The following is a 25339-nucleotide window of genomic DNA, read 5'->3' on the forward strand; positions in this document are numbered from 1 at the left end:
CGGACGGGCAGGTCGCCCGTCCGGCGTGTGGCTGCGCGCGAAGGTGCCCGGCGCTAGTCGTCCGACATGCGGACCGGCATCGCGCCCGGCGGCGGCGAGTCCGCCGTGCGTCCCTGGCCCTCGCCCTCCGCGCCGCCGGTGCGATCACAGGTGATCTTGTCCGCCGGGTCGTACTTGGTGTGGAACTTCTCCCGCGCGCTCTCCTTGCCGCCCTGGATGAACACCCGCGTCACGTCGATCTTGAACCCGTCGGAGGCGGCCTGCGGCACGCAGCCGGCCGACTTGTCCACCACCGACTTGGGCTTGACCACGTCGTACTTGCTGCCCGGCTCGGCCTTGATGTCGTCGAACCGGCGGGTGCCCAGCAGGGTCACGGTCACCGTGGAGTCGGTGTAGGTGGACTCCAGATAGACGTTCTTCCCGGAGTCGTTCTGGAACTTCAGGTCCAGCGAGGGCCAGGCCACGGTGGCCTCGCGACCGGCCGGATAGCGGTCGATCCAGAAGCTGTGCGGGCGATGCATGACGTCCTTGAGCCCGGCGAAGAACACCGCGTTGAAGGTCGTCGTGGCCACCTGCGACACGCCGCCGCCGAAGTCGGTCTGGAAACGCCCGTTGTTGATGATCGTGCCCTTGGCGAAGCCGTTCTCCGCGGTGCGCTCGCCGACCGTCTTGTTCAGGCTCCAGGTGTCGCCGGGCTTGACCACCGAGCCGGTGATCAGATCGGCGGCCCGGTGGATGTTGGTCAACCGGTATGGGGCGAACGGGTAGTTCGTCGTGTACGTCGACATCACCTCGGTGATGCCGAGCTTGTTCGCCGCCTCGGTGGTCAGCTTGGGCTCGACCGGGCCGAGGCTGACCTTCGCGGTGCGGGCCGTGCCGGTCTTGGCCAGCACGGTCAGCAGCGCGTCGGCCGCGGTCGCGCCGGAGACGCCCTTGCCGGGCACGGACGGCACCACGGACACCTTGGCACCGGCCGCCAATTTGCCCTCGACCTTGAACGTGGCGTTCTTGGGCTTCTCGCCGACCGAGGAGAAGGTCTGGCCCAGTTCGTCCTGCAGCCCGTTCGTGTCGATCCTGGGCTGCAACCTGCCGCTGCCGTCCGGGACCATGGTGAGGTACTTGGCGAGCACGGCCGGGGTCAGCTTGAGGCTCTTGGTGCCGGCCGTCAGGGTGACCGGTCCGGACATCGCGGGCACCGCGAACTCGCGCATCGCGCGGTCCACTTCGGCCTGGGCGACCTTGGGGTCGGCGGTCTTGACCGGCAGTTCGACCGGCCCGTTGCCGCGCAGGAAGGCCGCCTCGACCAGCTTGACCGCGGCGGCGGTGTCCAGCACCTTGCCCCTGGTCGGCGCGATCGCGGCGGCCTGGCCGCCCGCGAACGAGATCCCGCCGTCGGTCAGCCCGCCGCCGGCCTCGGCGGCGCGCGCCTCCAACTCGGCCCCCAGCTTGACCGGGTCCACGACCGTACGCGGCTGCGTCTCCCGGGTCTTGCCGAGCATCGCCGGCACCGAGGTGAGCGGGTTCATCCCGCCCTTCGACGCCTCGCTGACCGTCGCGCGGGCGTCGAGCAGCAGCCCGGCCACGGCCGGGTCGAGCTGGAACTCCTTGCCCGCCAGGGTGAGCCTGATCGGCTTGGTGGTGCGATCGCCGAGCTTTTGTTCGAGCGTACGCACCGCCTCGTCGCGGGACTGGCCGCCGATGTTGACGCCGAGCACCGAAGTGCCGCGCGGCACCCCGCCGCCGGCATAGGCCAGCGACGCGCCGTACACCCCGCCCACCACGGCGAGCCCCGCCGCGCACGCGATCAGCGCCTTCGGCTTGCGCCGCCGCGGTCGCGCGGGCGCGGGTCGCGGCTCGTCGGTGCCGTCCCGAGTGTCGTCGGGGTGCGCCGTGCCGGACTCCGCCGCGTGCGCGTCGGTGGTGCCGTACTGCGGGAACCCGTGGTCGGCGGCGTCCTGCTCCTGCCGCGTCTGGTACTCGTACGGCCCGTCGGACTCACCGTCGCGGGTCCAGCGCGGCGGGTCCTGCGAGGGCAGCGGGGCCTGGCCGCGCAACACCACCGGCGGAATCGGCCGCGACCCGGGGATCTTGATGCTGACCCGGGTGGTCATCGTCTGGTCACCGGACTCGACGTCCGACTCGGCGTCCACCTCGTCGGCGGGCGCGGCCGGCACCGGGTTGGCCTCGGGTGTGCCGAAGCCGGCGATCAGCCGGCGCCGACCCACCCGGGTCGGCAGCGCGCCGCTCGCCGCGACCGCCTCCCCCGGCGCCGCCTCGGTCGGCCGGGCGAACGGCTCGACCACGGGCGGCGGGCCGTAGCCGACGTCGTCCAGACCCGCACCGGGCACACCCGCGCCGTGCTCGTCCGAGTACGCGGCGGGCGCGCCGGAGAGCGGCTGATCGTGCGGCGGTTGCCGGTGGCTCGGCGGCTGCCCGGGCTGCGCCGGTACGAACGCCGGCGGCGGCGCGTCCGAGAACGGCACCGGACCGGACGCACCGCCCGGGTCGGCGGTCAGACTCCTGGCTCCCGAGGCGCCGGGAACCCGCTGCGGCAGTCCGTTGGGCCCCAGCGGCGGGGCCTCCTGCCGGGGCGGTTCCGCGACGGGAGGCACATCGTCGTCCGCGCTGGGCCACGACGAACCACCCGGCGGCCCCGCGACGGGCGCGGGGCGGGGCGGTTCGTCATCGAACCACGACGCGAACTCGTCGTCGTCCCCGAACGGATCGGGGGATGGATGCGGAGACGACGCGGGCGCGGCGGATCGCTCACGGGCAGCGGGTGCGGCCGGCGACGAGCGGCCGACCCGCCCGAAGAACGGATGCGGATCACCACCGAGATCGTCGCGGCGCGGCTGCGCGCCCGGGTCGTCGGGCGTGGGGGGCTGGTCGTTACTCACGAAGAACGAGCTCTCCGACAGCTGAAGGTTGCGTGGCGGCGCACGGCCGCCCCCGCCCGGGGTCGGGCGGTATCCAGGAAAGTGCGACGGCGGTGCGTTGACACACGCCGCGTGCGGGTCGTGACACCGCCTTCGAGGGTTTTACTGCTCCCCATCGAAAGCGAGTGGACGAACTCGGCCACCGAGGTTGCCCGGTACGACGGGCCAGAGGAGTCGGTCGCGACGGCCCCATGGACAGGACATGACACGCACCGCACCTCGGCAACCACAATACTGCGCTCCTGCCACACCGTTACCCCGCACCGTCGCCTACCGCGCAGCACGCGCCGTCGGCAAGCATGGCGGGGCAAGGGAGTCACCTTGTCCGCGTCTTCACCGATTCACCCGAAAGGAGGACGGGTTTGATGCCGCCCCAAGGGTAAGTGGCCGCGGCGACACCGAAGATGGTGCCACCGAGCAGATAGATATACGACAGGAACCCGCTGACAAAGATCCAGTCGCCCTCGGGCCGGGTCCAACTCGCCAGCCACAACACGGTCAGGATCCAGGCGGCGACCGGCACCGCGGCCCCCGCCTTCGTCTTGAGCAGCGAACCGCCCGCGACGAACAGGCCGCCACTGCCCGCGAGCGCGACGATCAGTCCGGCAGGCGGGTAGGCCGCCTGGGTGAACGCCCCGATGAAGGCGATCACCACGCCGAGCAGGAACAGCACCACGTATGCCGCGATGCGGCCGGCTTTGTCTGGCACGAGGGCTACCTTACGGGCGCAGTCCGGCGAACAGGTCGTCCTCGCGGTGGTCCGGGCCGGTGGGCCCGAGTTCGCCGCGCACCAGCCGATAGTGCTCGACCGACATGATGCTCTGGCCGATGTTGTTGGACAGCGCGAAGAAGCCGTCCTCCACCGAGACCTGGGTGGGATAGGCCCGCAGCGCGTCGAACTTGGCGCCCACGTAATCGCCCGCGTCCACGGCGGTGGTGACCTGGTCGTCGTCCACCGCGAACGGCAACTCGTCCACCTCGACCGCGGTGAACGGCACGTCCTGGCCGGCCTCGATCATCCGCTCGATGCCGGCCTTGAGGATCGACCGGGGCATCACGTTGTAGTAGATCTTCGCGATCGTCCAGGGTTCGCCCGCGCCCTCGGCGTGGGTCGGGTCGGCGGCCAGCTCGGCGGCACGCAGCGCCACCCGGTGCGCCTGGATGTGGTCCGGGTGGCCGTAGCCGCCGCGCTCGTCGTAGGTGGCGAGCACCTGCGGGCGCACCTCGCGGATCACCGACACCAGGTGCGCGGCGGCCTCGTCGACGTCGGCCCGCCAGAAGCAGTCGGGCCGATCGTTGCTCGGCACGCCCATCATCCCGGAGTCCCGGTAGCGGCCCGGGCCACCCAGGAAACGCTGGTCGGAGATGCCGAGCACCTTCATCGAGTCGGCGATCTCGGTCATCCGGTGCGGCCCGAGCCCGTCCTCGCGGTCGGCCGCCAGGTGGGCCAGCTCGGGAACCAGGATCTCGCCCTCCTCACCGAGCGTGCAGGTGACGAGCGTGACGTGCACACCCTCGGCCGCGTAGCGCGCCATCGACGCGCCGTTGTTGATCACTTCGTCGTCCGGGTGGGCATGGACGAGCAACAGGCGCAGCGGGCTTTCGACAGTGCGTTCGGTCATGCGTGACAGCCTACGCAGCCGATCGCGGGACCCGGGGCGCCGACCCCGCGTCGCCGAGTCAGCCGGTCGGCCGCGCGTGCACGGCCACCAGGTAGTCGCCGCCGTCGATCCAGGGCTCGCGCCCCCAGCCGGCGTATCGGGTCCGGCGGGTCAGCCCGGCCGCCGCGCAGGCCGCCTCGTACTGCTCGACGTCGATCGTGGCACCCACCTCGTCGGGACCGCCCGTGAGGCTGAACCCGGCGACCAGGATCCCGCCCGGCCGCAACATCGTGCCCAGCGCGCGCACGACCTCGACCTCGCTGCCCGGAGTCAGGAAGATCATCACGTTGCCGGCGGCCACCACCAGGTCGAAGCTGCCGCGCCCGCCGAGCGCCGCCGGATCCAGGTCGGCGAGGTCGTCGAGCACCCAGGTCAGCCCGGGCGCCGCGGCCCGGGCCTCGGCGAGCATCGAGGCGTCCAGGTCGACGCCGACCACCTCGTGGCCCTGCCGGGCCAGCTCGATCGCCACCCGGCCCGTCCCGCAGCCCGCGTCCAGCACCCGCGCGGGCTCGGACAACAGCGCGTCGCAGAACCGCGCCTCGCCGTGCATGTCGCGCCCTTCGGCGGCGAGTCGGCGAAACCGCTCGGCGTACTCGGGCCCTCGGGTGCCACCGGTATTGGCCAGCCATCGATTGGTCATGACAGACCAGCCTACAAAGCCGACCCCGTGAGCCCTCGCCGGCGGCACTCGCTCAGGACCGAGGGAGCCCGCTCAGAAATGGATCCCGTTGACCACTCCGGCCAGGCTCATGCCCGCGTCGCGGATCGAGGGGGCCATCGATGTGGTCGACAGATAGAAGCCGAGCAGCGTGCAGACGATCGCGTGTACGGGCCTGAGCGCGGACTTTCGGACGAAGAAGACGACGGTGACACCGAGCAGCAGCACGGCGGAGACGGACACCACCACAGTCACGCACCTCCTGTGCGCAAGGGGGTTCGAGGGCTTGCTCGGGGAAGCCGGCCATCGCACCCAAAGGGACATGTCTACACACAGACTGTAAGCCGGCGATCACGAACAGCGTTCACTCGTTCAGCGGGCGCGAGGTGGTGTTCGCACGGGCGTCCGCACTCTCCCTCGGTCTCCCCTCCCCCCGACGCCCCCGCCCCGTACGCTGTGGCGCATGAGCTCGGAGATCACATTTCCCCGGCAATACGCCCGCACGCAGCGCTTCACCCAAGGCGCTCCACGCGGCTTCGGCATCGCCGACGGCCGGATCACCTTCCTGCGGTCCAAGGCCGCCGACGACCCCACCACGTGCCTGTGGACGCTCGACCCCGAGACCGGCGTCGAGCGCCTGGTGGCCGATCCCGCGGTGCTGCTCGGCGGCGCGGCCGAGGATCTCTCCGCCGAGGAGCGGGCCCGACGCGAACGCAGTCGCGAGGGGGCGGCCGGCATCGTCGGTTACGCGCTCGACGGCGCGGGCGAGCTGGCGGCTTTCACCCTTTCGGGCCGGCTGTTCGCCGTCTCCCTCACCGATGGGCGGGCGGCGCGCGAGCTGGCCGTGCCCGGCCCGGTGATCGATCCGCGTCCCTCCCCGACCGGCACGCACATCGCCTACGCGGCGGCCGGCGCCCTGCGGGTGGTGGCCGCCGACGGCTCGGGGGACACCGCGCTCGCCGAGCCCGACGGCGACGACGTCGTCTGGGGCCTGGCCGAGTTCATCGCCGCCGAGGAGATGTCCCGCTTCCGGGGCTACTGGTGGGCGCCCGACGGCTCCGCGCTGATCGCGACCCGCGTGGACGACGCGCCGGTGGATCGCTGGTGGATCAGCGACCCGGCCAACCCGGCCAGTGCGCCGACGCGGGTGGCCTATCCCGCCGCCGGCACCTCCAACGCCGAGGTCACCGCGTGGCTGATCGGCCTCGACGGCACCCGTACCGAGCTGACCTGGGACCGCGCGGCGTACCCCTACCTCGCGAGCGTGCACTGGTCGGCTGGCGGCGACCCGCTGCTGAGCGTGCAGCCGCGCGACCAGAAGCGGCTGCTCACCCTCGCCGTCGACCTCGCCGCCGGGACCACCCGCGAGCTGCATGCGGAAACCGACGACGTGTGGATCGACCTGGTCCCGGGCGTACCCGCGTGGACACCGGACGGCCGGCTGGTCCGGCTGGTCGACGCCGACGGGGCCCGCCGGGTGGTGGTCGCGGACAAGGAGCTGACCGACCGCCGCCTGTTCGTGCGCTCGATCCTGGACGTCGCCGACGAGGACGTGCTGGTCACCGCGTCGGCCGGAACCGACGCGAGCGACGCCGAGATCGGCGAGATCCACGTCTACCGGGTCGCCGCCGACGGGGTCACCCGGGTGAGCGCCGAGCCCGGCGTGCACACCGCGGTGCGCTCCGGCGACACCACGGTGTTGCTCTCCTCCTCGCTGGACCGCTTCGGCGCCCGGGTCGGGGTGTATCGCGACGGCACCGAACTCGCCGAGATCACCTCGCACGCGGCCACCCCCGTGCTCACCGCGCGGGTCGAACTGTTGCGCGCCGGTGCCCGCGACATCCCGTGCGCGCTGCTGCTGCCGACCGGGTTCGACCCCGCCTCCGGCGAGCGGCTGCCGATCCTGCTGGACCCGTACGGCGGCCCGCACGGCCCGCGCGTGCTCGCCGCGCGCAACCCGCACCTGACCTCGCAGTGGTTCGCCGACCAGGGCTTCGCGGTGCTGGTCGCGGACGGCCGGGGCACCCCCGGGCACTCCCCCGAGTGGGAGAAGTCGATCCACCTGGATCTGGGCCCGATCACCCTCCAGGACCAGGTGGACGCCCTCGCGGCGGTCGCTGCCGAGCGGCCCTGGCTGGACACCACCCGGGTGGGCATCCGCGGCTGGTCCTACGGCGGCTACCTGGCGGCACTGGCCGTGCTGCGCCGCCCGGACGTCTTCCACGCGGCCGTGGCCGGCGCACCGGTCACCGCCTGGGAGCTCTACGACACGCACTACACCGAGCGCTACCTGGGTCTGCCCGCCGAGCAGCCGGAGGTCTACCGGCGGAACTCGTTGGCCGCCGGCATCGAGCAGGTGCCGACCCGTCGGCCGCTGATGCTGGTGCACGGCCTCGCCGACGACAACGTGGTCGCGGCGCACACGCTGCGGCTGAGCAGCAGCCTGCTCGCGGCCGGCTACCCGCACGAGGTGCTGCCGCTGTCCGGCGTCACCCACATGACGCCGCAGGAGCAGGTCGCGGAGAACCTGCTGCTGCTCCAGGTCGACTTCCTGCGCCGGGCCCTGGCCCGCCCCGCGACCGACTGACCCACCGGCAGGCACACGACAGGGCCCGCCGTTCCCGATCGGGAACGGCGGGCCCTGTCGTGTCGGGACGCGGATCAGGCCGCGCCGACGATGTCCTTCTCCTCGGCGAAGTGACACGCGCTGTCGTGCGCGCCCAGGCCGGAGAGGCCCTTGCGGATCTCCAGCAACGGCTCCTGCTCGGCGCAGATGTCCTGCGCCTTCCAGCACCGGGTACGGAACCGGCAGCCCGAGGGCGGGTTCGCCGGCGACGGCACGTCGCCGGTGAGGATGATCCGCTCGCGGTGTTCGCGGCCGTCCGGGTTCGGCACCGGCACCGCGGACAGCAGCGCCTGGGTGTACGGGTGCGTCGGGTGGTCGTAGATCTGCGCGTCGGTGCCGATCTCGGCGATCCGCCCGAGGTACATCACCGCGACGCGGTCCGAGATGTGCCGCACCACGGAGAGGTCGTGCGCGATGAACAGGTACGACAGACCCAGTTCGTTCTGCAGCTTCTCCAGCAGGTTGACCACCTGCGCCTGCACCGACACGTCCAGTGCGGACACCGGCTCGTCGGCGATGATGATCTCCGGGTTGAGCGCGAGGCCCCGGGCGATCCCGATGCGCTGGCGCTGACCGCCGGAGAACTGGTGCGGATACCGGTTGATGTGCTCCGGGTTCAGGCCGACCAGTTCGAGCAGTTCCTGCACCCGCCGCTTGCGGTCGCCCCTGGGCGCGACCTCCGGGTGGATGTCGTACGGCTCACCGATGATGTCGGCGACCGTCATCCGCGGGTTCAGCGAGGTGTACGGGTCCTGGAAGACCATCTGGATGTTGCGGCGCACCGCCTTGAGCGCACGACCGGACAACTTCGCCAGGTCGTCGCCCTTGTACAACACGCTGCCCGCGGTGATCGACTCCAGGTTCATCAGCAGCCGGGCGACGGTGGACTTGCCACAACCCGACTCGCCGACCAGACCGAGGGTCTCGCCCTTCATCAGGTCGAAGGTGACACCGTCGACGGCCTTGACGGCGCCGATCTTCTTCTGGAAGAGGATGCCCTGGGTGATCGGGAAGTGCTTGACCAGCCCCCGCACCTGAAGGATCGGCTCGCCCTGTGCCACCGGCTTGACGACCTTGCGCACATCGGCGGCGGTCGCGCCGGTCGGGGACTCAGTCACGGACTTCTCCCTCCATCACGGTCTCCCAGAAGTGGCATGCGCTACCACGCCCGGGCGAGATCTCGTGCAGCGGCGGAACGTCGCTGCGACACACGTCCTGCGCGTACGGGCAGCGCGGGTTGAACGCGCAGCCGGACGGGATGCGCATCAGGTTCGGCGGCAGGCCCTTGATCGCGTACAGCTCGCGACCCTTGTGGTCCAGGCGCGGGATCGACTCGAGCAGACCCTTGGTGTACGGGTGGGTCGGCTGCCGGTACAGCTCGCGCACCGGCGCCTGCTCGACGATCCGGCCCGCGTACATGACCGCGATCTTGTCCGCGACGTCGGCGACCACGCCGAGGTCGTGGGTGATCAGGATCAGGCCCATGTTGCGCTCGCGCTGGAGTTCCGCGAGCAGGTCCATCACCTGCGCCTGCACGGTCACGTCGAGCGCGGTGGTCGGCTCGTCCGCGATGATCAGCTCGGGGTCCAGCGCGAGCGCCATCGCGATCATGATGCGCTGGCGCATGCCGCCGGAGAACTGGTGCGGGTAGTCGTTCACCCGGTCCTTGGCGGCCGGGATGCGCACCTGGTCCATCAGCTCGATGGACTTGAGCTTGGCGTCCTTGCGGGACATCCCGCGGTGCACGGTGAACATCTCGGCGAGCTGGAAGCCGACCGAGTACACCGGGTTGAGCGCGGAGAGCGCGTCCTGGAAGATCATCGAGATCTTCTGGCCGCGGATCTTCCGGCGCTCCTCCTTGGACATCTTGAGCATGTCCTTGCCGTGGAAGCGGATCTCACCACCGGTGATGTGCCCCGGCGGCATGTCCAGGATGCCCATGATCGTCTGCGCGGTCACCGACTTGCCGGACCCGGACTCGCCGAGCACCGCGAGCGTCTCGCCGGCGCTGACGTCGTACGAGACACCGTTGATCGCCTTGGCCACACCGTCGCGGGTGCGGAACTCGACGTGGAGGTTGTCCACTTCGAGCAGCGGCGCGGCAGCGGCCGAGCCCGGGCTCCCGGGCTTGTTCTTCGTGTCGATCGTCGTCACTTGTCTGTCCCCTCCCTCAGCGGAGCTTCGGGTCGAGGGCGTCGCGCACCGCGTCGCCGAGCAGGATGAAGCTGAACACCGTGACCGAGAGGAAGATCGACGGGAAGATCAGCTGGTACGGCGAGTCGCGCAGCGCGGTGGTCGCCGAGCTGATGTCCGCGCCCCACGAGATCTCGGTGGGCGGCAGCCCGATGCCCAGGAAGGACAACGTCGCCTCGGTGGCGATGAAGGTGCCGAGCGAGATGGTCGCGACCACGATCACCGGGGCGATCGCGTTCGGCAGCACGTGTCGCCCGAGGATCCGCGGAGTGCCGGCGCCCAGCGCCTTGGCCGCCACCACGTAGTCGGACTTCTTCACCGTGATCACCGAACCGCGCATGATGCGCGCGATCTGCATCCAGCCGAAGACACCGAGCGCGGCCACCACGGTCCACACGGTGCGGTCCTTGACCGAGCTCATGAACACGAGCGCCGCCAGCAGCAGCGGGATGCCGAAGAAGATGTCCGTGACGCGGGCCAGGATGGTGTCCAGCCAGCCGCCGAAGTAGCCCGACAGCGCACCGATGAGACCACCGATGACCACGATCAGCGCGGTCGTCGCGACACCGACGATGATCGAGGCGCGGGCACCGTAGACGGTGCGCGCGTACACGTCGCAGCCCTGCACGTTGGTGCCGAACCAGTGGTCGCCGGACGGGTCCTTGTTGGTGTCCAGGATCGGACAGTGCCGCGGGTCGATGTTGGTGAACACGCCCGGGAAGCACGCCATGAACACCAGGAACAGCAGCAGGATGCCCGACACGTAGAAGCTCGGGCTGTTGCGCAGCTCGCGCCACGCCTCCGCCCAGGCCCCGCGGGGCTTGTCCTGCGGTGCCTGCGCGTCCGGTGCGGAGTACGCGCCGCGCTTCTCCAGCGTCGTGCCCTCTTCGTCCGCGAGCAGACTGCCGGGAAACTCGATGGCGGATTGGGGCTGCTGGTCGCTGCTGGTCGGCAGCTGTTCACGCTGCTGCTTGTTCATGTCAGGCATACCGGATCCTCGGGTCCAGGACGGCGTACAGCAGGTCGACGATCAGGTTCATGACCAGATAGATCATCACCAATGCCGCCACCGCGCCGACCACTGTCGAGCTCTCGTGCTTGGTGACCGCGAGGTAGATCAGGCGGCCGACACCGTCGACGTTGAAGATGCCCTCGGTCACGATCGCGCCGGCCATCAGGGCGCCGAGATCCGCACCGAGGAACGTCACCACGGGGATGAGCGAGTTGCGCAGCAGGTGGCGGGTGACCACTCGGCGGCGCGGCAGACCCTTGGCGGTCGCCGTGCGGACGTAGTCGGCGCGCATGTTTTCCGCGACGCTGGTCCGGGTGAGTCGGGCGACGAAGGCCAAGGAAAGTGAGCCGAGCACGATGCCCGGCAGCAGGAGCTGACTCCAGGTCGCGTCGCCCACGGTGGCGGTGGCCTCGAAGATGCCCCACTCCGAACCCAGCCAGAACTGGGCGACGGTGCCGAGCACGAAGACCGGGATCGAGATGACCACCAGTGTGCCGGCGAGTACGAGCGTGTCGACGAACTTGCCGCGGCGCAGGCCGGACAGCAGGCCCAGGCCGACGCCGACCACGACCTCGATCGCAAATGCGATCATCGCGAGTCGGATCGACACCGGGAAGGCCCGCTTGAGTTCGTCGGCAACGGGACGGCCGTTGAAGCTCGTCCCGAAGTCACCGTGGAGCAGGTCGGTGATGTAGTACCAGTACTGCACGATCAGCGGGTCGTTCAGGTGGAACTCTTCCCGCATCTGGCGCACGAAGACAGGGTCGGCACCCTTGTCGCCGAACATGGCCGAGATGGGGTCGCCACCCAGCTGATACACCATGTAATAGATCAAGAACGTGGTCCCGATGAACACCGGGATCATCTGGAGCAGCCGCCGTACGACATATCGCCCCATACCAGCCTCCTGCTGTCGTCGTCGGCCCGAAGCGGGGGTTCGGACCAGTGGCCGGCGCCATGGATCGCACGACGCCGGCCCGGCCCATCACCGCCAAGATCCGGCCGCACCGTTGCGGTGCGGCCGGACCGTGGTCAGCGTCGGGTCATGTCCGAATCACTACTTGACGGTGACCTCGGTGAAGACCGGGTTGCCGTACGGGTCGAACTGGACATTGGAGACCTTGGTCGAGGAACCGCCCTTGGTCACGTAGTACCACAGCGGGATGGACGGAACGTCCTTCGCCATCTGCTGCTCGGCCTGCTGCCAGAGCTTGACACCCTCGGTCTGGTCCGGGGCGGCCATCGCGCGCTTGGCCAGGTCGTCGAACGCCGGGCTGGAGTAGCCCGAGTCGTTGGACGCGGCACCGGTCAGGTAGACGTCGGCGAGGAAGTTGTCCGGGAACGGGTAGTCCGCACGCCAGCCGGTGCGGTACGCGCCGGTCATCTTCTTCTCGGTGATGTCCTTACGCGCCACGCTGAACTCGGGGTACAGCTTCGGCTCGCAGGCGTTCGGCTGCTTCAGCGCCTCGTTGATGCTGTTGCAGACCGCGGTGACCCATTCCTTGTGCGGGCCGTCCGCGTTCGTGGCGATCTTGAGCGTGCCACCGGGGATGCCGCCGCCGGCCGTGACGAGCTCGCGAGCCTTCGCGGGGTCGTACTTGGTCAGGTCGCCGGTGATGTCCTTGCTGTAACCCGGGATGTTCGGGGCCAGCCAGTCGGTCGCCGGCTGCTCGGCGCCCTTGTAGATCGCCTTGACGATGCTCGCCCGGTCGATCGCCATGGACAGGCCCTGACGGACCTTCTCCTTGCCCGGCGCGCCCCAGCCGGCGTCGTACAGCGGGAAGCCGATCTTCTGGATCGAGAACTGCGGCGCCTCGATCGCGCGGTCGCCCAGGTCCTTCTTGAAGCTGCCGACGGCAGCCGTGGGGATCTGGTCGATCACGTCGAGCTTGTTGTCGCGCAGCGCCGTGTAGGCGGCGTCGTACGTGGTGTACATCTCCAGACGCACACCGTTCGACTTCGGCTTGTCGTCACCGGCGTACTTGTCGAACTTCTTGACGGTGATCGACTTCTTGTGGTTCCAGCCGCCGTTGGCGGTGTCGATCTGGAACGGACCGTTGCCGATCGGCGCCTCGCCGTACTTCTTCGGGTCCTTGTAGAACTCGGCCGGCAGCGGCGAGTAGACCACGTAGCCCAGGCTCGCCTTGAAGGACGAGACGGCCTGCGTGAGCTTGATCGTGAACGTGTTCTCGTCCACGACCTTGAGGCCCGACAGCTCCTTGGCCGTCGGCGCACCGTTCTCCGGGTGCACCGCGTCGTAGCCCTCGATCTTCGCGAACCAGCTCGCGTTGATCTGCTTGTTCTCGGAGTTGGCGCCCCAGTTCCACGCGTCGACGTAGGACTTCGCCGTGACCGGCTCGCCGTTGTGGAAGGTCCACCCCGGCTTGAGCTTCACGGTGTAGTTCGTCGAGTCCGGGCTCTCCACCGACTGCGCCATGGCCGGCACGGGCTGCCCGGTCTTGGAGTCGTAGGTGTACAGGCCGCGGAACATGAGCTGCAGCGGGTAGAACCCACCGGTCTCGTTCGAGTTCGCCGGCTGAATCAGGTTCTGCGGCTCGGTGCTGCTGGCGGAGTAGTAACCGGCGGGAAGCCCGCTGCCACCGCCCTTGCTGCCCTTGTCGTCATCGCTGCTGCCACACGCAGTCGCCGCCAGGCCGAGAACGGCCATGCCGACGACCCACTTCACGCGCGTTGTTCCGCGCATGGGTTGCCTCCTCGTGGAAATCACTACCGAAGTGAAGTGCAACGGGGCTCCCAAGCGGGAAGCTTCCGTCACGCCTGCTCGTAGAGTCGGCGCCCCCGAGCGCGTGACCAGGTTCCGAGCACAAGCGGATCTACTATCCGTCACCGATTGGCTGCGACCAATCCCCTGCAGGTTTCAGTTTGATCACGTAAATCCGTGATCAATCTCGAAACCCAGACATATGAGACCAGTGCCGAAGCCGTATCAAACGGACACCATGTACCGCTGCCCGGAGCATACAGTCCGATGAACGAACACCCATAGCACGCCCCTACCTCGTCTCGACAGGCGAGAAACGCTACTGAGCGTGACGATACTCCCCCGGGCGCGGCGGCGCGGACCGGCTGGTCGGAGCGGTTCAACGCGCGTAGCTGACCTGCAGGAAAGCACGAAAAACGGGATGCCACCAAATCGGTGGCATCCCGTTCGGGAGTGCGATATAACGACCGGCCGTTACTCCGGGTCGGAGCTGATGCCCGCTTCCAGGGCTGCTTCGATGCGCTCCTCGGGCATGGTCTCCTCCGCCTTCGCGGTGGCCTCCAGTGGTCCGGGGAAGTGGCACGCGACGCGATGCCCCTCCAGCAGCGTCTCGATCCCGATCAGCGGCGGTTCCTCGTTCGCGCACACGTCCTGCGCCTTGGGGCAGCGGGTACGGAACCGGCAACCCGAAGGCGGATTGATCGGACTGGGCATGTCGCCGAAGGCGTGCACCCGTGTCCGGTTCGCGCTCTTGTCCGGGTCCGCCTCCGGCACCGCGGCCAACAGCGTGTGCGTGTACGGGTGGTGCGGATTGGAGTACAGCGAGGTGCGGTCGGCGATCTCCACGATCTTGCCGAGGTACATCACCGCGACCCGCTGGGAGAAGTGCCGGACCACCGCGAGGTCGTGCGCGATGAACACGAACGCGATGCCCATGTCCCGTTGCAGGCCCTGGAGCAGGTTGACCACCTGGGCCTGGATCGACACGTCCAGCGCGGACACCGGCTCGTCGGCCACGATCAGCCGCGGTTGCAACGCCAGCGCGCGGGCGATGCCGATCCGCTGCCGCTGGCCGCCGGAGAACTCGTGCGGGAAGCGGTTGTAGTGCTCGGGGTTCAGACCCACCCGCTCCAGCAGCTCCTGCACCCGCTTTTTTCGGCCACCCTCGGGATCGATCCCGTTGACCTCCATCGGCGAACTCACGATCGCACCGACCGTCTGTCGCGGGTTCAGCGAGGAGTAGGGGTCCTGGAAGATCATCTGGATCTGGCTGCGGATCGGGGCGATCTGCTTGCGGGTCGCGTGCGTGATGTCGGTGCCGTCGTAGCGGATGCTGCCGCCGGTGGGCTCCAACAGCCGGCTGATCAGCCGGCCGGTGGTGGACTTGCCACAGCCGGACTCGCCGACCAGGCCGACGCTCTCCCCCGGAGCGACGGACAGGTCGATCCCGTCCACCGCCCGCACGTTGAGCATCTTGCGCCGAACCAGGCCGCCACCCTTGACGGGGAAGTACTTGACCAGTCCCCGGACGTCGAGCAGCGGCTCGCCGGGCGCCTGCGGCGCGGGGTCCGGGGCGGGCGCCGGGGACTCGCTGATCGTCTCGGTCATCGTCGTTCTCCTGCTTTCTGCCATCGGCCGAGCTTCAGCGGTCAGCCGAGCAGCGGGCGGACGTCGTCGATGAAGATCCGCTGCTTGTCCTCGGCGGTCAGGTGACAGGCCGCCCCGCGACCCTCGGCCAGCGTGAGCGCGGGACGCTCGGTCGAACAGCTGTCGCCGCCCACCACGTCGACGTAGTCGCAGCGCGGGTGGAACGGGCAGCCCGAGGGCGGCGCCAGCAGGCTCGGCGGGGTGCCGCGGACCGGCCGCAGCGGGATGTCGACGTCGCCCGAGAGGTTGGGCATCGAGGACAACAGCCCCCACGTGTACGGATGCCGGGGGTTCTTCAGCACCTCGCGCACGGTGCCCTTCTCCACGCTGCGCCCCGCGTACATCACCAGCACGTCGTGCGCCATCGACGCGATCACGCCGAGGTCGTGGGTGATGAACAGGATCGCGGTGCCGAACTCGTCCTGGAGATCGCGCAGCAGATCCAGGATCTGCGCCTGCACGGTCACGTCCAGCGCCGTGGTCGGCTCGTCCGCGATCAACAGGTCGGGGTCGCAGACCAGCGACATCGCGATCATCGCGCGCTGGCGCATGCCGCCGGAGAAGTGGTGCGGGTAGTCGTTGACCCGCGTCTTGGGATTGGGGATCCCGACCCGGTCGAGCATCTCGATCGCGCGGGCGTGCGCGTCGTGCCGATTGGCGCCCATGTGCCGGCGATACGACTCGGCGATCTGCTCACCCACCGTATAGAACGGTGACAGCGCGGTCAGCGGGTCCTGGAAGATCATCGATATGCGCCGGCCGCGCAGATCGCGCAGCTTGCGCTCGGGCATCTTCACCAGTTCGTTGCCGTCGAACCGGATCTCGCCCTCGATCTTCGTCTTCTCCCGGTTGTGCAGGCCCAGGATGGTCAGCGAGGACACCGACTTGCCCGAACCGGACTCGCCGACGATGCCGAGCGTGCGGCCCTTCTCGACGTCGAAGGACAACCCGTCGACGGCCTTGACGACGCCGTCGTCGGTGGAGAAGTGCACCCGCAGGTCGCGGACCGACAGGAAGGCGTCGGAGCCGCCCTCGGCGGCACCCGCGTGCCGGCCGAGCGGTTCCGGGGCTCCCTTGCCCTTGCCCTTGCCCTTGCCCTTGCCCGTCGGTTGCTCGGCGGTGGTTTCGGTACTCGCGGCCATGCCCTGCTCCTCGGCCCCTGCGGCTACTGGACGGTGACGCGGACTCATCGGACGCCGCCCTTCACGAGAGCCGGACCCGGGGATCGATGACGACGTACAACATGTCCACCACGAGGTTCGCGATCATCGTGAAGGTGGCCGCGATGACCACCACGCCCATCATCATCGGCAGGTCGGAGTCGGTCACCGAGGTGACCGCGAGCATTCCGATGCCGTGCAGGCTGAAGGTGCTCTCGGTGATGATCGTGCCGCTCATCAACACACCGATGTCCACACCGAGCACGGTGACGATCGGGCTGAGCGCGCCTCGGAAGGCGTGTTTGATGTACACGCTGCGGCCGGACAGGCCCTTGGCCTTGAGGGTTCGTACGTAGTCCTCGGACAACACGTCCACCATCGTGGATCTGGTGAGGCGGACGTACATCGCCATGTGGATGGTCATCAGACAGATCCATGGCAACAACAGTCCCGACGCCCACAACAGCGGATCGTCGGTGAACTGGTGGTACTGCGGTCGATCCATCCAGCCCAACTGCTGGACGAAGATGTAGATGAAGACCGGCCCGAGCACGTAGATCGGCGCCGAACCGCTCAGCAGCGCGAAGCCGGTGGCGACCTTGTCGGTCTTCTTGCCCCGGCGCATCGCGGCCAGGACACCGAGTCCGATACCGAGCGTCATGAACAGCACGACCGCGCCGATGGCCAGCGAAACGGTGGTCGGGAAACGGTCGGCCACCGTGTGCGAGACGTTCTGGTTGTTCGCGAACGAGTAGCCCAGGCACGGGAAGTTGCAGGTCTGCTCACCGATGTTGCGACCGGTGAAGATCCCCGACACGAAGATCCAATACTGCTCCAGGAGCGGTTTGGCCAGGCCGAGGTTTTGCCGGACCGTCTCGCGCATCTCGGGCGTGCAGTTCTTGCCACACGACAGACGCACGACCGAGTCGGCGCCGGACGCGGCGAAGAACAGGTAGAACGTGATGAGGCTGACGACAAGCAGGATCGCCGCTACGCCGAGCAGCCGCCGGACCAGGAATCGAAGCATGAGGCCGGTCTTCCTCCGCGATGTGCCCCGGAAGGTCGATGCGGCCGGACCGTCGGTCCCGGGAGTCGCGTGGCGACTCCCGGGACCGACGGCGGACGAGCGGATCGACCTTCGGGGGGCCGGACGGCTACTTGATGAAGATGTTGTTCAGGTTGATCGCGCCGTAGGTGTTGAGCGCGGCGCCGCCGATCTGCGGGCCGTACACCAGACGGTGACGCTGGTAGATGTACGGGATGGACGGCACGTCCTGCATGATCTTCTCGTCGAGCTTCATCCACTCGACCGCCTGCGCGGTGGTGTCCGAGATCTTCAGGATGCGGTCGATCTCCGCGTCCACGGCGGGGTTCTTGTACTTCGAGTAGTTCTGGCCGTTGTCCTTGACCTGACGGCTGTCGTACACCGGGGTGTAGACGGTCGAACCGGTCGGCCAGTCCGCGCCCCACCCGGCCCAGTAGAGGTCACACGGCGTGTCGAGCTTGCCGATCACGTCGTAGTACTCCTTGTCGGAGATCTCCTTGCGCTCCATCTGGAAGCCGGCCTTGCCGAGCTGGTCCATGATCGGCAGCGCACGCTCCTGTTGGACCTTGGTCGTGTTGATGCACAGCACGACCTTCTGGCCGACCTTGCCCGCGGCCTCCAGCATCTGCTTGGCCTTGGCCTGGTCACCGTCCGGCGGGAGACCGTCGAACAGGCTCTTGTACGGCGTGTAGCCGAGCTGGGTCGGCGAGGCGATGGTGGTGGAGAAGTCGCCCGCGGTGGGGCCACCCTCGGCCAGTCGCGCGGACTGCCGCGGGAACGCGGTCAGCATCGCCTTGCGGACGTTGACGTCGGTGATCCGCGCGTTGTTGATGTCGAACCGGTTCGCGTACGGGCCGACGCCGTCGGTGACCCGGTTCTTGAGCGCGGGGTCGGTGGCGATCTGCTGCGCGAAGTTGGCGTCCGGACGCTCGTTCAGCGTGAACGCGGCGGCGTCACTGCCGGCCGCGGCGGTCAGCCGCTGGAACTGCGTCGCGCCGGGGATGCCCATCTCGAACTTGAACTGGTCCACGTACTGGTGCCGCACGGCGTCGGTGGCCGGGTCCCAGTTGGGGTTCTTGTCCAGGACGAGCTGCTTGTCCGGCTCGTGCGTGCTGATCTTGTACGGGCCGCTGGAGAACGGCTTGGTGTCGATCTGCTCCTTGGTGTCCTTCGCCTTGGGCATCGGCGCGGTGGTGCCCATGGCCGCGGCGAAGGGGAAGTCCGACTGCGCGTCCTTGAGGTGGAAGATGATCGTCTTCGCGTCCGGGACCTCGATCTTGTCGTTGCCCAGCTCGCCGCCCTCGTACGGCCCGGGGTAGACCTCCCAGTACTTGTCCGTCCCGGCCAACCAACCCTGGATCCACACCGGACCCTCGTTCCACGCCTTGTTGAACATGCGCTCGACGCCGTACTTGACGTCCGCGGCGACGATCGGCGTGCCGTCCTCGTACTTCAGGTTGTCCTTGAGCGTGTACTTCCAGGTCTTGCCACCGTCGGTGGTGGTCCCGGTGTCGGTGGCGAGGTCACCGACGAGGGTGGTCTTGTCGCCCTCGATCTTGTACGTCGTCAACCGCCGCGTGACCATCTCGGAGACGGTCATCAGGTTGCTGACGTAGGCACGACCCGGGTCCAGGTGCGAGAAGCCGGTGCGGTTGAGCACGCCGGCCACGCCGCCCTTCTTGGCTCCGGGTATCTCCGGCGCCGGGCCCTTCGAGTCGGCCGCCGTGCCGATCACGACGGACGCCGTCTTGGCGGAGGGTTTCGCCGTGTTGTCCTTCTTGTCCTCGCTGCCGCTGCTGCACGCGGACGCCGAGGCCGCGAAGGCCCCTACCGCGAGCAGCGCGACGAATCGGCGCTTCCCCGTCGTTGTCATGTGATCCCCTCATCCAGAAAACCGTTCACCGGGCCCAAGTGCCGCGGCGGGTGGGACGTACGCAGGAGCTGTTGCGCAAGCTCCGAGGTCACGCGGGTGGTTGCGGTTCGACCGCGCGCGGACCTCGGCCGGTCATCGGTTCGACTTGGGATCGAGCGCGTCGCGCACCGAGTCGCCGAGGAGGTTGAAGGCGAGCACGAAGATCACCATCGCGATGGCCGGGAAGGCCAGGTAGGTGACGTCGCTCTGCATGCCCTCGAAACCCTTGTTGATCATCCGACCCCAGTCGGGGGTGGGTTCGGTCATACCGACACCGAGGAAGGACAGCGCCGCCTCGGTCGTCACGTAGGTCGGCAGGTCGAGCGTCGCGACGATCAGGATCGGGGTCCACAGGTTGGGCAGGAGTTCCTTGAAGATGATCCGCCCGGATCCCGCTCCGCTGACCTTCGCCGCCTCGATGTACTCGCGTTCGCGCATCGACAGGACCTGGCCGCGCAGGATGCGGGCGATCCGGGTCCAGCCGAACAACGACAGCACGATGATCAGGGCCGTCGCCCGGAGCGCGGTGGGTGTCGTCTCGCGCTCGCTGACGAACAGCGCGAGCACGATCGGGGTGAACGCGATGAAGAACAACTGCGAAGGCATCGCCAGCAGGGTGTCGATCACCCGGCTGATCACGTAGTCGACCTTGCCGCCGAGGTATCCGGCGGTGATGCCCAGGATGGTGCCGACCACCGTGACGATCAGCACCACCACGACGGCGAGCAGCAGCGAGGTACGGATCCCGTACACGAGCTGCATCAACACGTCCCGGCCGACCGCGGGTTCGATGCCGAACCAGTGCTCGCCCGAGATGCCGCCGTTGGGTGCGATCGGGGCGCCGACCTCGTTGAGCAGACCCGGTTTGATCTGCCCATAACGTGTGTACGGATCCTTCCCGTACAACTTCTCGATCAACGGTGCAGCCAAAGCGATCAAGAAAAAGAAAATCACGATCACTGCGGATATGACGCCGCTGCGATCCCTGCGGAAACGCCGCCAGGCGAGCTGTCCGGGGGATCGCCCGATCACCTCTTGTGGGGCCGCCGAGACACCCGCTTCGGAGAGCGACGCGTCCGGCGTTCCCAGAATCGGGGATCCTCCCGCTTCCGGGACAAGCTGGGGTTGCATGGTCATGACTGCAAATACCCCCGAGTCGCGGTCGGGTGCGACCGGATTCCGTTTGGTTTGGTGGCCGCACGGACTCTCGCAACCGAATTACCCGGACGTCAAGAGGACAGTCATACTGAACCCGATAGCGAAAGATATTCGCCATTTTGATCTGTTCGAAGTTTCGAATCCGACCGATAAATGCTTGAAAATGTTACTCGCATTGGAAACATAACGAATATAACCGGGCAAAGATATCGACTTGGTCTCAGCATACGAAAAGCCGGTGACCTGCGGGTTCGACCGCAGGTCACCGGCTCGTTCGGGTCACCGAAGGGCGACCGTCAAGCGATCAGCGCTTGGCACGCGAGGCCGAGCGGCCACGCTCCTTCTGATCGAGAACGACCTTGCGGATGCGCACGGTCTCCGGGGTCACCTCGATGCACTCGTCCTCGCGGCAGAACTCGAGCGCCTGCTCCAGCGAGAGCTTGCGCGGCGGGATCAGCTTCTCGGTCTCGTCGGAGGTCGACGAGCGCATGTTGGTGAGCTTCTTCTCCTTGGTGATGTTGACGTCCATGTCGTCGGCGCGCGAGTTCTCGCCGACGATCATGCCCTCGTACACCTCGGTGGTCGGCTCGACGAACATCTGGCCGCGCTCCTGCAGGTTCATCATCGCGAACGGCGTCGCGACACCCGCGCGGTCGGCGACCAGCGAACCGTTGTTGCGGGTCCGGATCTCGCCGAACCACGGCTCGTAGCCCTCGTGCACGCTGTGCGCGATGCCGGTGCCCCGGGTGTCCGTGAGGAACTCGGTGCGGAACCCGATCAGGCCGCGCGCGGGCACCACGAACTCCATCCGGATCCAGCCGGTGCCGTGGTTGGTCATGGTCTCCATGCGGCCCTTGCGGGACGCCAGGAGCTGGGTGATCGCGCCGAGGTACTCCTCGGGCGAGTCGATGGTCAGGCGCTCCACCGGCTCGTGGATCTTGCCGTTGACCTCGCGGGTGACCACCTGCGGCTTGCCGACGGTGAGCTCGAAGCCCTCCCGGCGCATGGTCTCCACCAGGATCGCCAGCGCCAGCTCGCCGCGGCCCTGGACCTCCCAGGTGTCGGGGCGCTCGGTGGGCAGCACGCGCAGCGACACGTTGCCGACCAGCTCGCGCTCCAGGCGGTCCTTCACCAGGCGTGCGGTGACCTTGTGGCCCTTGCCGCCCTTGCCGACCAGCGGCGAGGTGTTGGTACCGATGGTCATCGAGATCGCGGGCTCGTCCACCGTGATCAACGGCAGCGGGCGCGGGTCCTCGGGGTCGGCGATGGTGTCGCCGATCATGATCTCCGGGATGCCGGCGATGGCGATGATGTCGCCGGGGCCGGCCTCCTCGGCGGGCTTGCGCTCGAGCTGGTCGGTCATCAGCAGCTCGGTGATCTTGACCCGCTCGATGGTGCCGTCGTGCCGGCACCACGCGGCCTGCTGGCCCTTGCGGATGGTGCCCTGGTGCACGCGGCACAGCGCGATACGGCCGAGGAAGTTGGACGCGTCCAGGTTGGTCACGTGCGCCTGGAGCGGTGCGCCCTCGTCGTACTCGGGCGCCGGGATGGCGTCCAGGATGGCCTGGAAGAACGGCTCCAGGCTGTCGCTGTCGGTGGGCACGGTGCCGTCGGTGGGACGCACCAGGGTGGCCACGCCGTCCCGCGCGCACGCGTAGACGATCGGGAACTCGATCTGCTCCTCGGTCGCGTCCAGGTCCATGAACAGCTCGTAGGTCTCGTCGACGACCTCGGAGATGCGCGAGTCTGGACGGTCGACCTTGTTGATGCACAAAATGACCGGCATCTTCGCGGAGAGCGCCTTGCGGAGCACGAAGCGAGTCTGCGGAAGCGGGCCTTCCGAAGCGTCGACGAGCAGCACGACACCGTCCACCATCGACAGTCCGCGCTCCACCTCTCCACCGAAGTCGGCGTGGCCGGGCGTGTCGATGATGTTGATGGTGACCGTGGGGCCACCGTCCTTGGGGTGATAGGCGACGGCGGTGTTCTTCGCGAGAATGGTGATGCCCTTCTCGCGCTCCAAGTCGTTGGAGTCCATCACCCGATCGTCCATCTGGTGGTGGGCACTGAACGTGCCCGCCTGCTTCAGCATGGCGTCGACGAGGGTGGTCTTGCCGTGGTCGACGTGGGCGACGATGGCGACGTTGCGGATGTCATGGCGCGTGGGCACGGCTGCGTGTCTCTCGGCTTCAGTCGGGGATGCTACGGACGGGCCGGCGACCGCGGGCCTCCTCGAGCCGCACGATGGGCATCGCGCGAACCGGCCTGCCTCCTCGGCGCCAAGGTCAATCGTACGGGGAGGAGCGTCCCCCGCTCGGTCCCGGCGCCCGTCGGCCGCCGTTCGAGGGGTCCACAGGGCACAATCCGTAGGTGTGAGCGAGTCTGGCGAGTCCTTCAACGAGCGCATCCGCAAGCGGTGGTCCAGGCGGGCCGCCGACCGGCCGGACGGGACCTTTGGGCCCGTTCCGTCCGATATGGGGGCCGACGCGACGCCCCCACCGTCCGACCAGGGCACCCCGGCGGGGCGGGCCCGGCTGCTCTACGAGCGGGCCACCGAGGCGTATCGCGACGGGGATGTCGCGATGGTCGAACAATTGGCCGATCTCATCCCGGAGGGGCCCGAAAGTGAGCCCTATCGCACTTTCGCGCGAGTCCAGGCCCTGGAGGCGCACGCCGACGACGCGGCCGCCGCGGCGGTCGCCCGGGCCTATCTGGACCGGATCGGCCCCAGCCATCCGGCCTGGGACACCGGCCGCGCGCTGTTCGGCGAGGTCATGGTGCAGGCGCTGATCATGGGCACGGTGCCGCTCGCGGACAATCTGGCCGCCGCCGAGGAGGCACTGCGCAAACCCGGTGATTCCTACACGCACCCCTCGGGCGCGACCATCCGCTTCGAGGCCGAGGACGACGAACCGCTGCTGATGGTGTTGCACGGAAACGCGGCGAAGGCGGTACGGGCCGCCAAACGCCTGGTCGAAACCGAAAAGCGGTCGTCCCGCGCCGGGTACGCCGACGCGTTGTGCACTTTCGCCCTGTGTGTCTGCGCCGAGGGCGACATCACCGCCGCGCGCGCGGCGCTCGCCGAAGCGGAGGGAGTCCTTCCGGGCCGTCCGCGCATCGGCGCGACCCGCGCCCGGGTGGAATCCAGCCCGGCCGCCACATTGCGCCCCGAGGATCGTTAAACCTCGAATTTCCCGAGCGCGGTCGAACACCTCGAACGCCGTTCGCCCTGATCACCGGAATTCGATCTTGCTTCTCGAAGATCGAATTCCGGTGATCTTTGTTTCGTTGATCATGTTTTCCCGATCTGTGACCCATCAGATCCGCGAAACACTTTCCTTCGATTGATCGTTCGCGCCAGACTGCCGAAGTTCCCACCTCGGGAATCAATGGCAAGTCCGCAACACCACCCCATCCCCCGGCCCCCGACGACGTGGCGCCGGAAAAACAGGAGGTGAGCGCGATCTTGACGACTCGGGCGCACGAGGACCTGGCCGAAGCCAGGCGCAGGCTCGACAATCTGGCACGCGCGGTGCGCACTCTGCGCCGCACGCTCGGCGACACGTACGGCGTCCGCAGACTCAGCGACGACGTGGAACGGGCACGAACCAGCCTCGGCTTCCTGGCCGAGACGGTCGCCGAGAGCGAACCGGCCGTCGCTCCCGTCCCGACGCCGGTCGAAGTGATGTCCGACCTGCCTTACGACCCGATCCTCTTCGCGGACGCGGACGACGAAGGTGTGGGCGGCATGCGCCCGCCCCGCCGGACAGGAAGGTGACGTCTTGGCCACAGGGACGACGGGACCAACCGGCGGTACCGGCACCAACGCACCCGGCCGGGCCCACATCCGGGCCCGACATCTGCGCACCGACCGCTGGTGGCTCTCGCCGGCGGTGACGGTGGGCATCCTGTCCGCGTTCATCGTCTACTCGACCTGGCGCGCGTTCGCGAACGACGACTACTTCGCCGAGCCGTACGTGTCGCCGTTCTACTCGCCGTGTCTGGCGTCCCGTTGCGACAGCATGCCGATGAGCGCGAACGCGCCGCTGTTCGGCGACTGGTGGGGGCTGTCCCCGGCCCTGCTGATCCTGATCTTCCCGCTGGGCTTCCGGCTGACCTGCTACTACTACCGCAAGGCGTACTACCGGGGCTTCTGGGCGTCGCCGTCGGCGTGCGCCGTCCCCGAGCCGCGCGGCAGTTACTCGGGCGAGACCCGGTTCCCGCTGATCATGCAGAACATCCACCGCTACTTCTTCTACTTCGCCGGCGTGGTGGCGGTGATCCTGTCCTGGGACGTGCTGATCGCGTTCCGCGACGAGCACGGCGCCTGGGGGCACATGGGGCTCGGCACCCTGGTGCTGCTCGCGAACGTGCTGCTGATCTGGGCGTACACGCTCTCCTGCCACTCGTGCCGGCACATCGTCGGCGGCAAGCTCAAGCACTTCTCCAAGCACCCGGTGCGCTACCGCTTCTGGGGCCTGGTCAGCCGGCTCAACGGTCGGCACATGGAGCTGGCCTGGGCCTCGCTGTTCAGCGTCGCGCTGGCCGATCTGTACGTGTACCTGGTCGCGAGCGGCGCCTTCGACGACCCTCGCTTCTTCTGAGTACC

Annotated in this window: 20 protein-coding genes; 4 read left to right on the plus strand and 16 right to left on the minus strand. The window is 68.5% G+C overall.

Annotated features, from left to right (window positions below; translation table 11 throughout):
- Positions 1-53: 53 nt before the first annotated feature.
- The 5 genes from ACH4U8_RS37175 to ACH4U8_RS37195 all read right to left on the minus strand — a co-directional run bounded on the left by ACH4U8_RS37175 (position 54) and on the right by ACH4U8_RS37195 (position 5510).
- Complete coding sequence (locus ACH4U8_RS37175; RefSeq protein WP_395782643.1) at positions 54-2897, minus strand: VanW family protein; 2844 nt, start codon at positions 2895-2897, stop codon at positions 54-56.
- A gap of 355 nt (positions 2898-3252) precedes the next feature.
- Positions 3253-3645 (minus strand): DUF6113 family protein, encoded by a 393-nt coding sequence (locus tag ACH4U8_RS37180; RefSeq protein ID WP_395782644.1) that lies wholly within the window; start codon positions 3643-3645, stop codon positions 3253-3255.
- Positions 3646-3655: 10 nt separating this feature from the next.
- A complete protein-coding gene (gene mshB / locus ACH4U8_RS37185; RefSeq protein WP_360314613.1) occupies positions 3656-4558 on the minus strand; it encodes an N-acetyl-1-D-myo-inositol-2-amino-2-deoxy-alpha-D-glucopyranoside deacetylase in 903 nt (300 codons plus the stop codon).
- A gap of 58 nt (positions 4559-4616) precedes the next feature.
- Entirely contained in the window at positions 4617-5237 is a 621-nt protein-coding gene (locus tag ACH4U8_RS37190; RefSeq protein ID WP_360314611.1) for a class I SAM-dependent methyltransferase, read from the minus strand.
- 72 nt (positions 5238-5309) lie between these two features.
- Positions 5310-5510 (minus strand): DUF2304 domain-containing protein, encoded by a 201-nt coding sequence (locus ACH4U8_RS37195; protein WP_379992253.1) that lies wholly within the window; start codon positions 5508-5510, stop codon positions 5310-5312.
- A gap of 208 nt (positions 5511-5718) precedes the next feature.
- Between ACH4U8_RS37195 and ACH4U8_RS37200 the strand changes: the two genes are divergently transcribed.
- Complete coding sequence (locus ACH4U8_RS37200; RefSeq protein WP_395782645.1) at positions 5719-7842, plus strand: prolyl oligopeptidase family serine peptidase; 2124 nt, start codon at positions 5719-5721, stop codon at positions 7840-7842.
- A gap of 74 nt (positions 7843-7916) precedes the next feature.
- Here ACH4U8_RS37200 and ACH4U8_RS37205 read toward each other — a convergent pair whose 3' ends face one another.
- From ACH4U8_RS37205 to typA, 11 genes are all read right to left on the minus strand, one after another.
- The gene (locus ACH4U8_RS37205) at positions 7917-8999 is read right to left on the minus strand and encodes an ABC transporter ATP-binding protein (protein WP_395782646.1); all 1083 of its coding nucleotides are present in this window, start codon (positions 8997-8999) and stop codon (positions 7917-7919) included.
- Positions 8992-10035, minus strand: a complete 1044-nt coding sequence (locus ACH4U8_RS37210; RefSeq protein WP_360314605.1) for an ABC transporter ATP-binding protein — start codon at positions 10033-10035, stop codon at positions 8992-8994. The genes ACH4U8_RS37205 and ACH4U8_RS37210 overlap by 8 nt, the downstream gene beginning before the upstream one ends.
- Before the next feature lie 16 nt (positions 10036-10051).
- Positions 10052-11062 carry an ABC transporter permease gene (locus ACH4U8_RS37215; protein ID WP_360314603.1) on the minus strand — a complete coding sequence of 337 codons (1011 nt, stop codon included), beginning with the start codon at positions 11060-11062 and terminating at the stop codon, positions 10052-10054.
- A complete protein-coding gene (locus ACH4U8_RS37220) occupies positions 11055-11984 on the minus strand; it encodes an ABC transporter permease (protein WP_020556610.1) in 930 nt (309 codons plus the stop codon). The genes ACH4U8_RS37215 and ACH4U8_RS37220 overlap by 8 nt, the downstream gene beginning before the upstream one ends.
- A gap of 159 nt (positions 11985-12143) precedes the next feature.
- Complete coding sequence (locus tag ACH4U8_RS37225; RefSeq protein WP_395782647.1) at positions 12144-13790, minus strand: ABC transporter substrate-binding protein; 1647 nt, start codon at positions 13788-13790, stop codon at positions 12144-12146.
- Positions 13791-14282: 492 nt separating this feature from the next.
- Entirely contained in the window at positions 14283-15416 is a 1134-nt protein-coding gene (locus ACH4U8_RS37230) for an oligopeptide/dipeptide ABC transporter ATP-binding protein (RefSeq protein ID WP_360314597.1), read from the minus strand.
- A 41-nt stretch (positions 15417-15457) separates the two neighbouring features.
- A complete protein-coding gene (locus tag ACH4U8_RS37235) occupies positions 15458-16597 on the minus strand; it encodes an ABC transporter ATP-binding protein (protein WP_395782648.1) in 1140 nt (379 codons plus the stop codon).
- Between the two features lie 61 nt (positions 16598-16658).
- The gene (locus tag ACH4U8_RS37240) at positions 16659-17642 is read right to left on the minus strand and encodes an ABC transporter permease (RefSeq protein ID WP_360314593.1); all 984 of its coding nucleotides are present in this window, start codon (positions 17640-17642) and stop codon (positions 16659-16661) included.
- Positions 17643-17769: 127 nt separating this feature from the next.
- Positions 17770-19533, minus strand: a complete 1764-nt coding sequence (locus ACH4U8_RS37245) for an ABC transporter substrate-binding protein (RefSeq protein ID WP_360314591.1) — start codon at positions 19531-19533, stop codon at positions 17770-17772.
- A gap of 132 nt (positions 19534-19665) precedes the next feature.
- On the minus strand, positions 19666-20709 hold the full coding sequence (locus tag ACH4U8_RS37250; RefSeq protein WP_360314589.1) for an ABC transporter permease: 1044 nt from the start codon (positions 20707-20709) through the stop codon (positions 19666-19668).
- 325 nt (positions 20710-21034) lie between these two features.
- On the minus strand, positions 21035-22900 hold the full coding sequence (gene typA, locus ACH4U8_RS37255; RefSeq protein WP_360314587.1) for a translational GTPase TypA: 1866 nt from the start codon (positions 22898-22900) through the stop codon (positions 21035-21037).
- Positions 22901-23102: 202 nt separating this feature from the next.
- On the opposite strand from typA, the gene ACH4U8_RS37260 reads away from it, so the two are divergent.
- The 3 genes from ACH4U8_RS37260 to ACH4U8_RS37270 all read left to right on the plus strand — a co-directional run bounded on the left by ACH4U8_RS37260 (position 23103) and on the right by ACH4U8_RS37270 (position 25334).
- Positions 23103-23912 carry a hypothetical protein gene (locus ACH4U8_RS37260; protein ID WP_395782649.1) on the plus strand — a complete coding sequence of 270 codons (810 nt, stop codon included), beginning with the start codon at positions 23103-23105 and terminating at the stop codon, positions 23910-23912.
- Positions 23913-24184: 272 nt separating this feature from the next.
- A complete protein-coding gene (locus tag ACH4U8_RS37265) occupies positions 24185-24508 on the plus strand; it encodes a hypothetical protein (RefSeq protein WP_360314583.1) in 324 nt (107 codons plus the stop codon).
- 4 nt (positions 24509-24512) lie between these two features.
- Positions 24513-25334 (plus strand): hypothetical protein, encoded by an 822-nt coding sequence (locus ACH4U8_RS37270; protein WP_360314581.1) that lies wholly within the window; start codon positions 24513-24515, stop codon positions 25332-25334.
- Positions 25335-25339 lie beyond the last annotated feature (5 nt).

The sequence above is a fragment of the Embleya sp. NPDC020886 genome (genome assembly GCF_044333915.1).
GTDB lineage: Bacteria > Actinomycetota > Actinomycetes > Streptomycetales > Streptomycetaceae > Embleya.

Bases quoted from the DNA above. Each gene is read 5' to 3' on its own strand.
- ACH4U8_RS37215 (WP_360314603.1), bottom strand. From the start codon at position 11,062: ATGCCTGACATGAACAAGCAGCAGCGTGAACAGCTGCCGACCAGCAGC.
- ACH4U8_RS37220 (WP_020556610.1), bottom strand. From the start codon at position 11,984: ATGGGGCGATATGTCGTACGGCGGCTGCTCCAGATGATCCCGGTGTTC.
- mshB (WP_360314613.1), bottom strand. From the start codon at position 4,558: ATGACCGAACGCACTGTCGAAAGCCCGCTGCGCCTGTTGCTCGTCCAT.
- ACH4U8_RS37250 (WP_360314589.1), bottom strand. From the start codon at position 20,709: ATGACCATGCAACCCCAGCTTGTCCCGGAAGCGGGAGGATCCCCGATT.
- ACH4U8_RS37235 (WP_395782648.1), bottom strand. From the start codon at position 16,597: ATGGCCGCGAGTACCGAAACCACCGCCGAGCAACCGACGGGCAAGGGC.
- ACH4U8_RS37240 (WP_360314593.1), bottom strand. From the start codon at position 17,642: ATGCTTCGATTCCTGGTCCGGCGGCTGCTCGGCGTAGCGGCGATCCTG.
- ACH4U8_RS37225 (WP_395782647.1), bottom strand. From the start codon at position 13,790: ATGCGCGGAACAACGCGCGTGAAGTGGGTCGTCGGCATGGCCGTTCTC.
- ACH4U8_RS37245 (WP_360314591.1), bottom strand. From the start codon at position 19,533: ATGACAACGACGGGGAAGCGCCGATTCGTCGCGCTGCTCGCGGTAGGG.
- ACH4U8_RS37230 (WP_360314597.1), bottom strand. From the start codon at position 15,416: ATGACCGAGACGATCAGCGAGTCCCCGGCGCCCGCCCCGGACCCCGCG.
- ACH4U8_RS37190 (WP_360314611.1), bottom strand. From the start codon at position 5,237: ATGACCAATCGATGGCTGGCCAATACCGGTGGCACCCGAGGGCCCGAG.
- ACH4U8_RS37200 (WP_395782645.1), top strand. From the start codon at position 5,719: ATGAGCTCGGAGATCACATTTCCCCGGCAATACGCCCGCACGCAGCGC.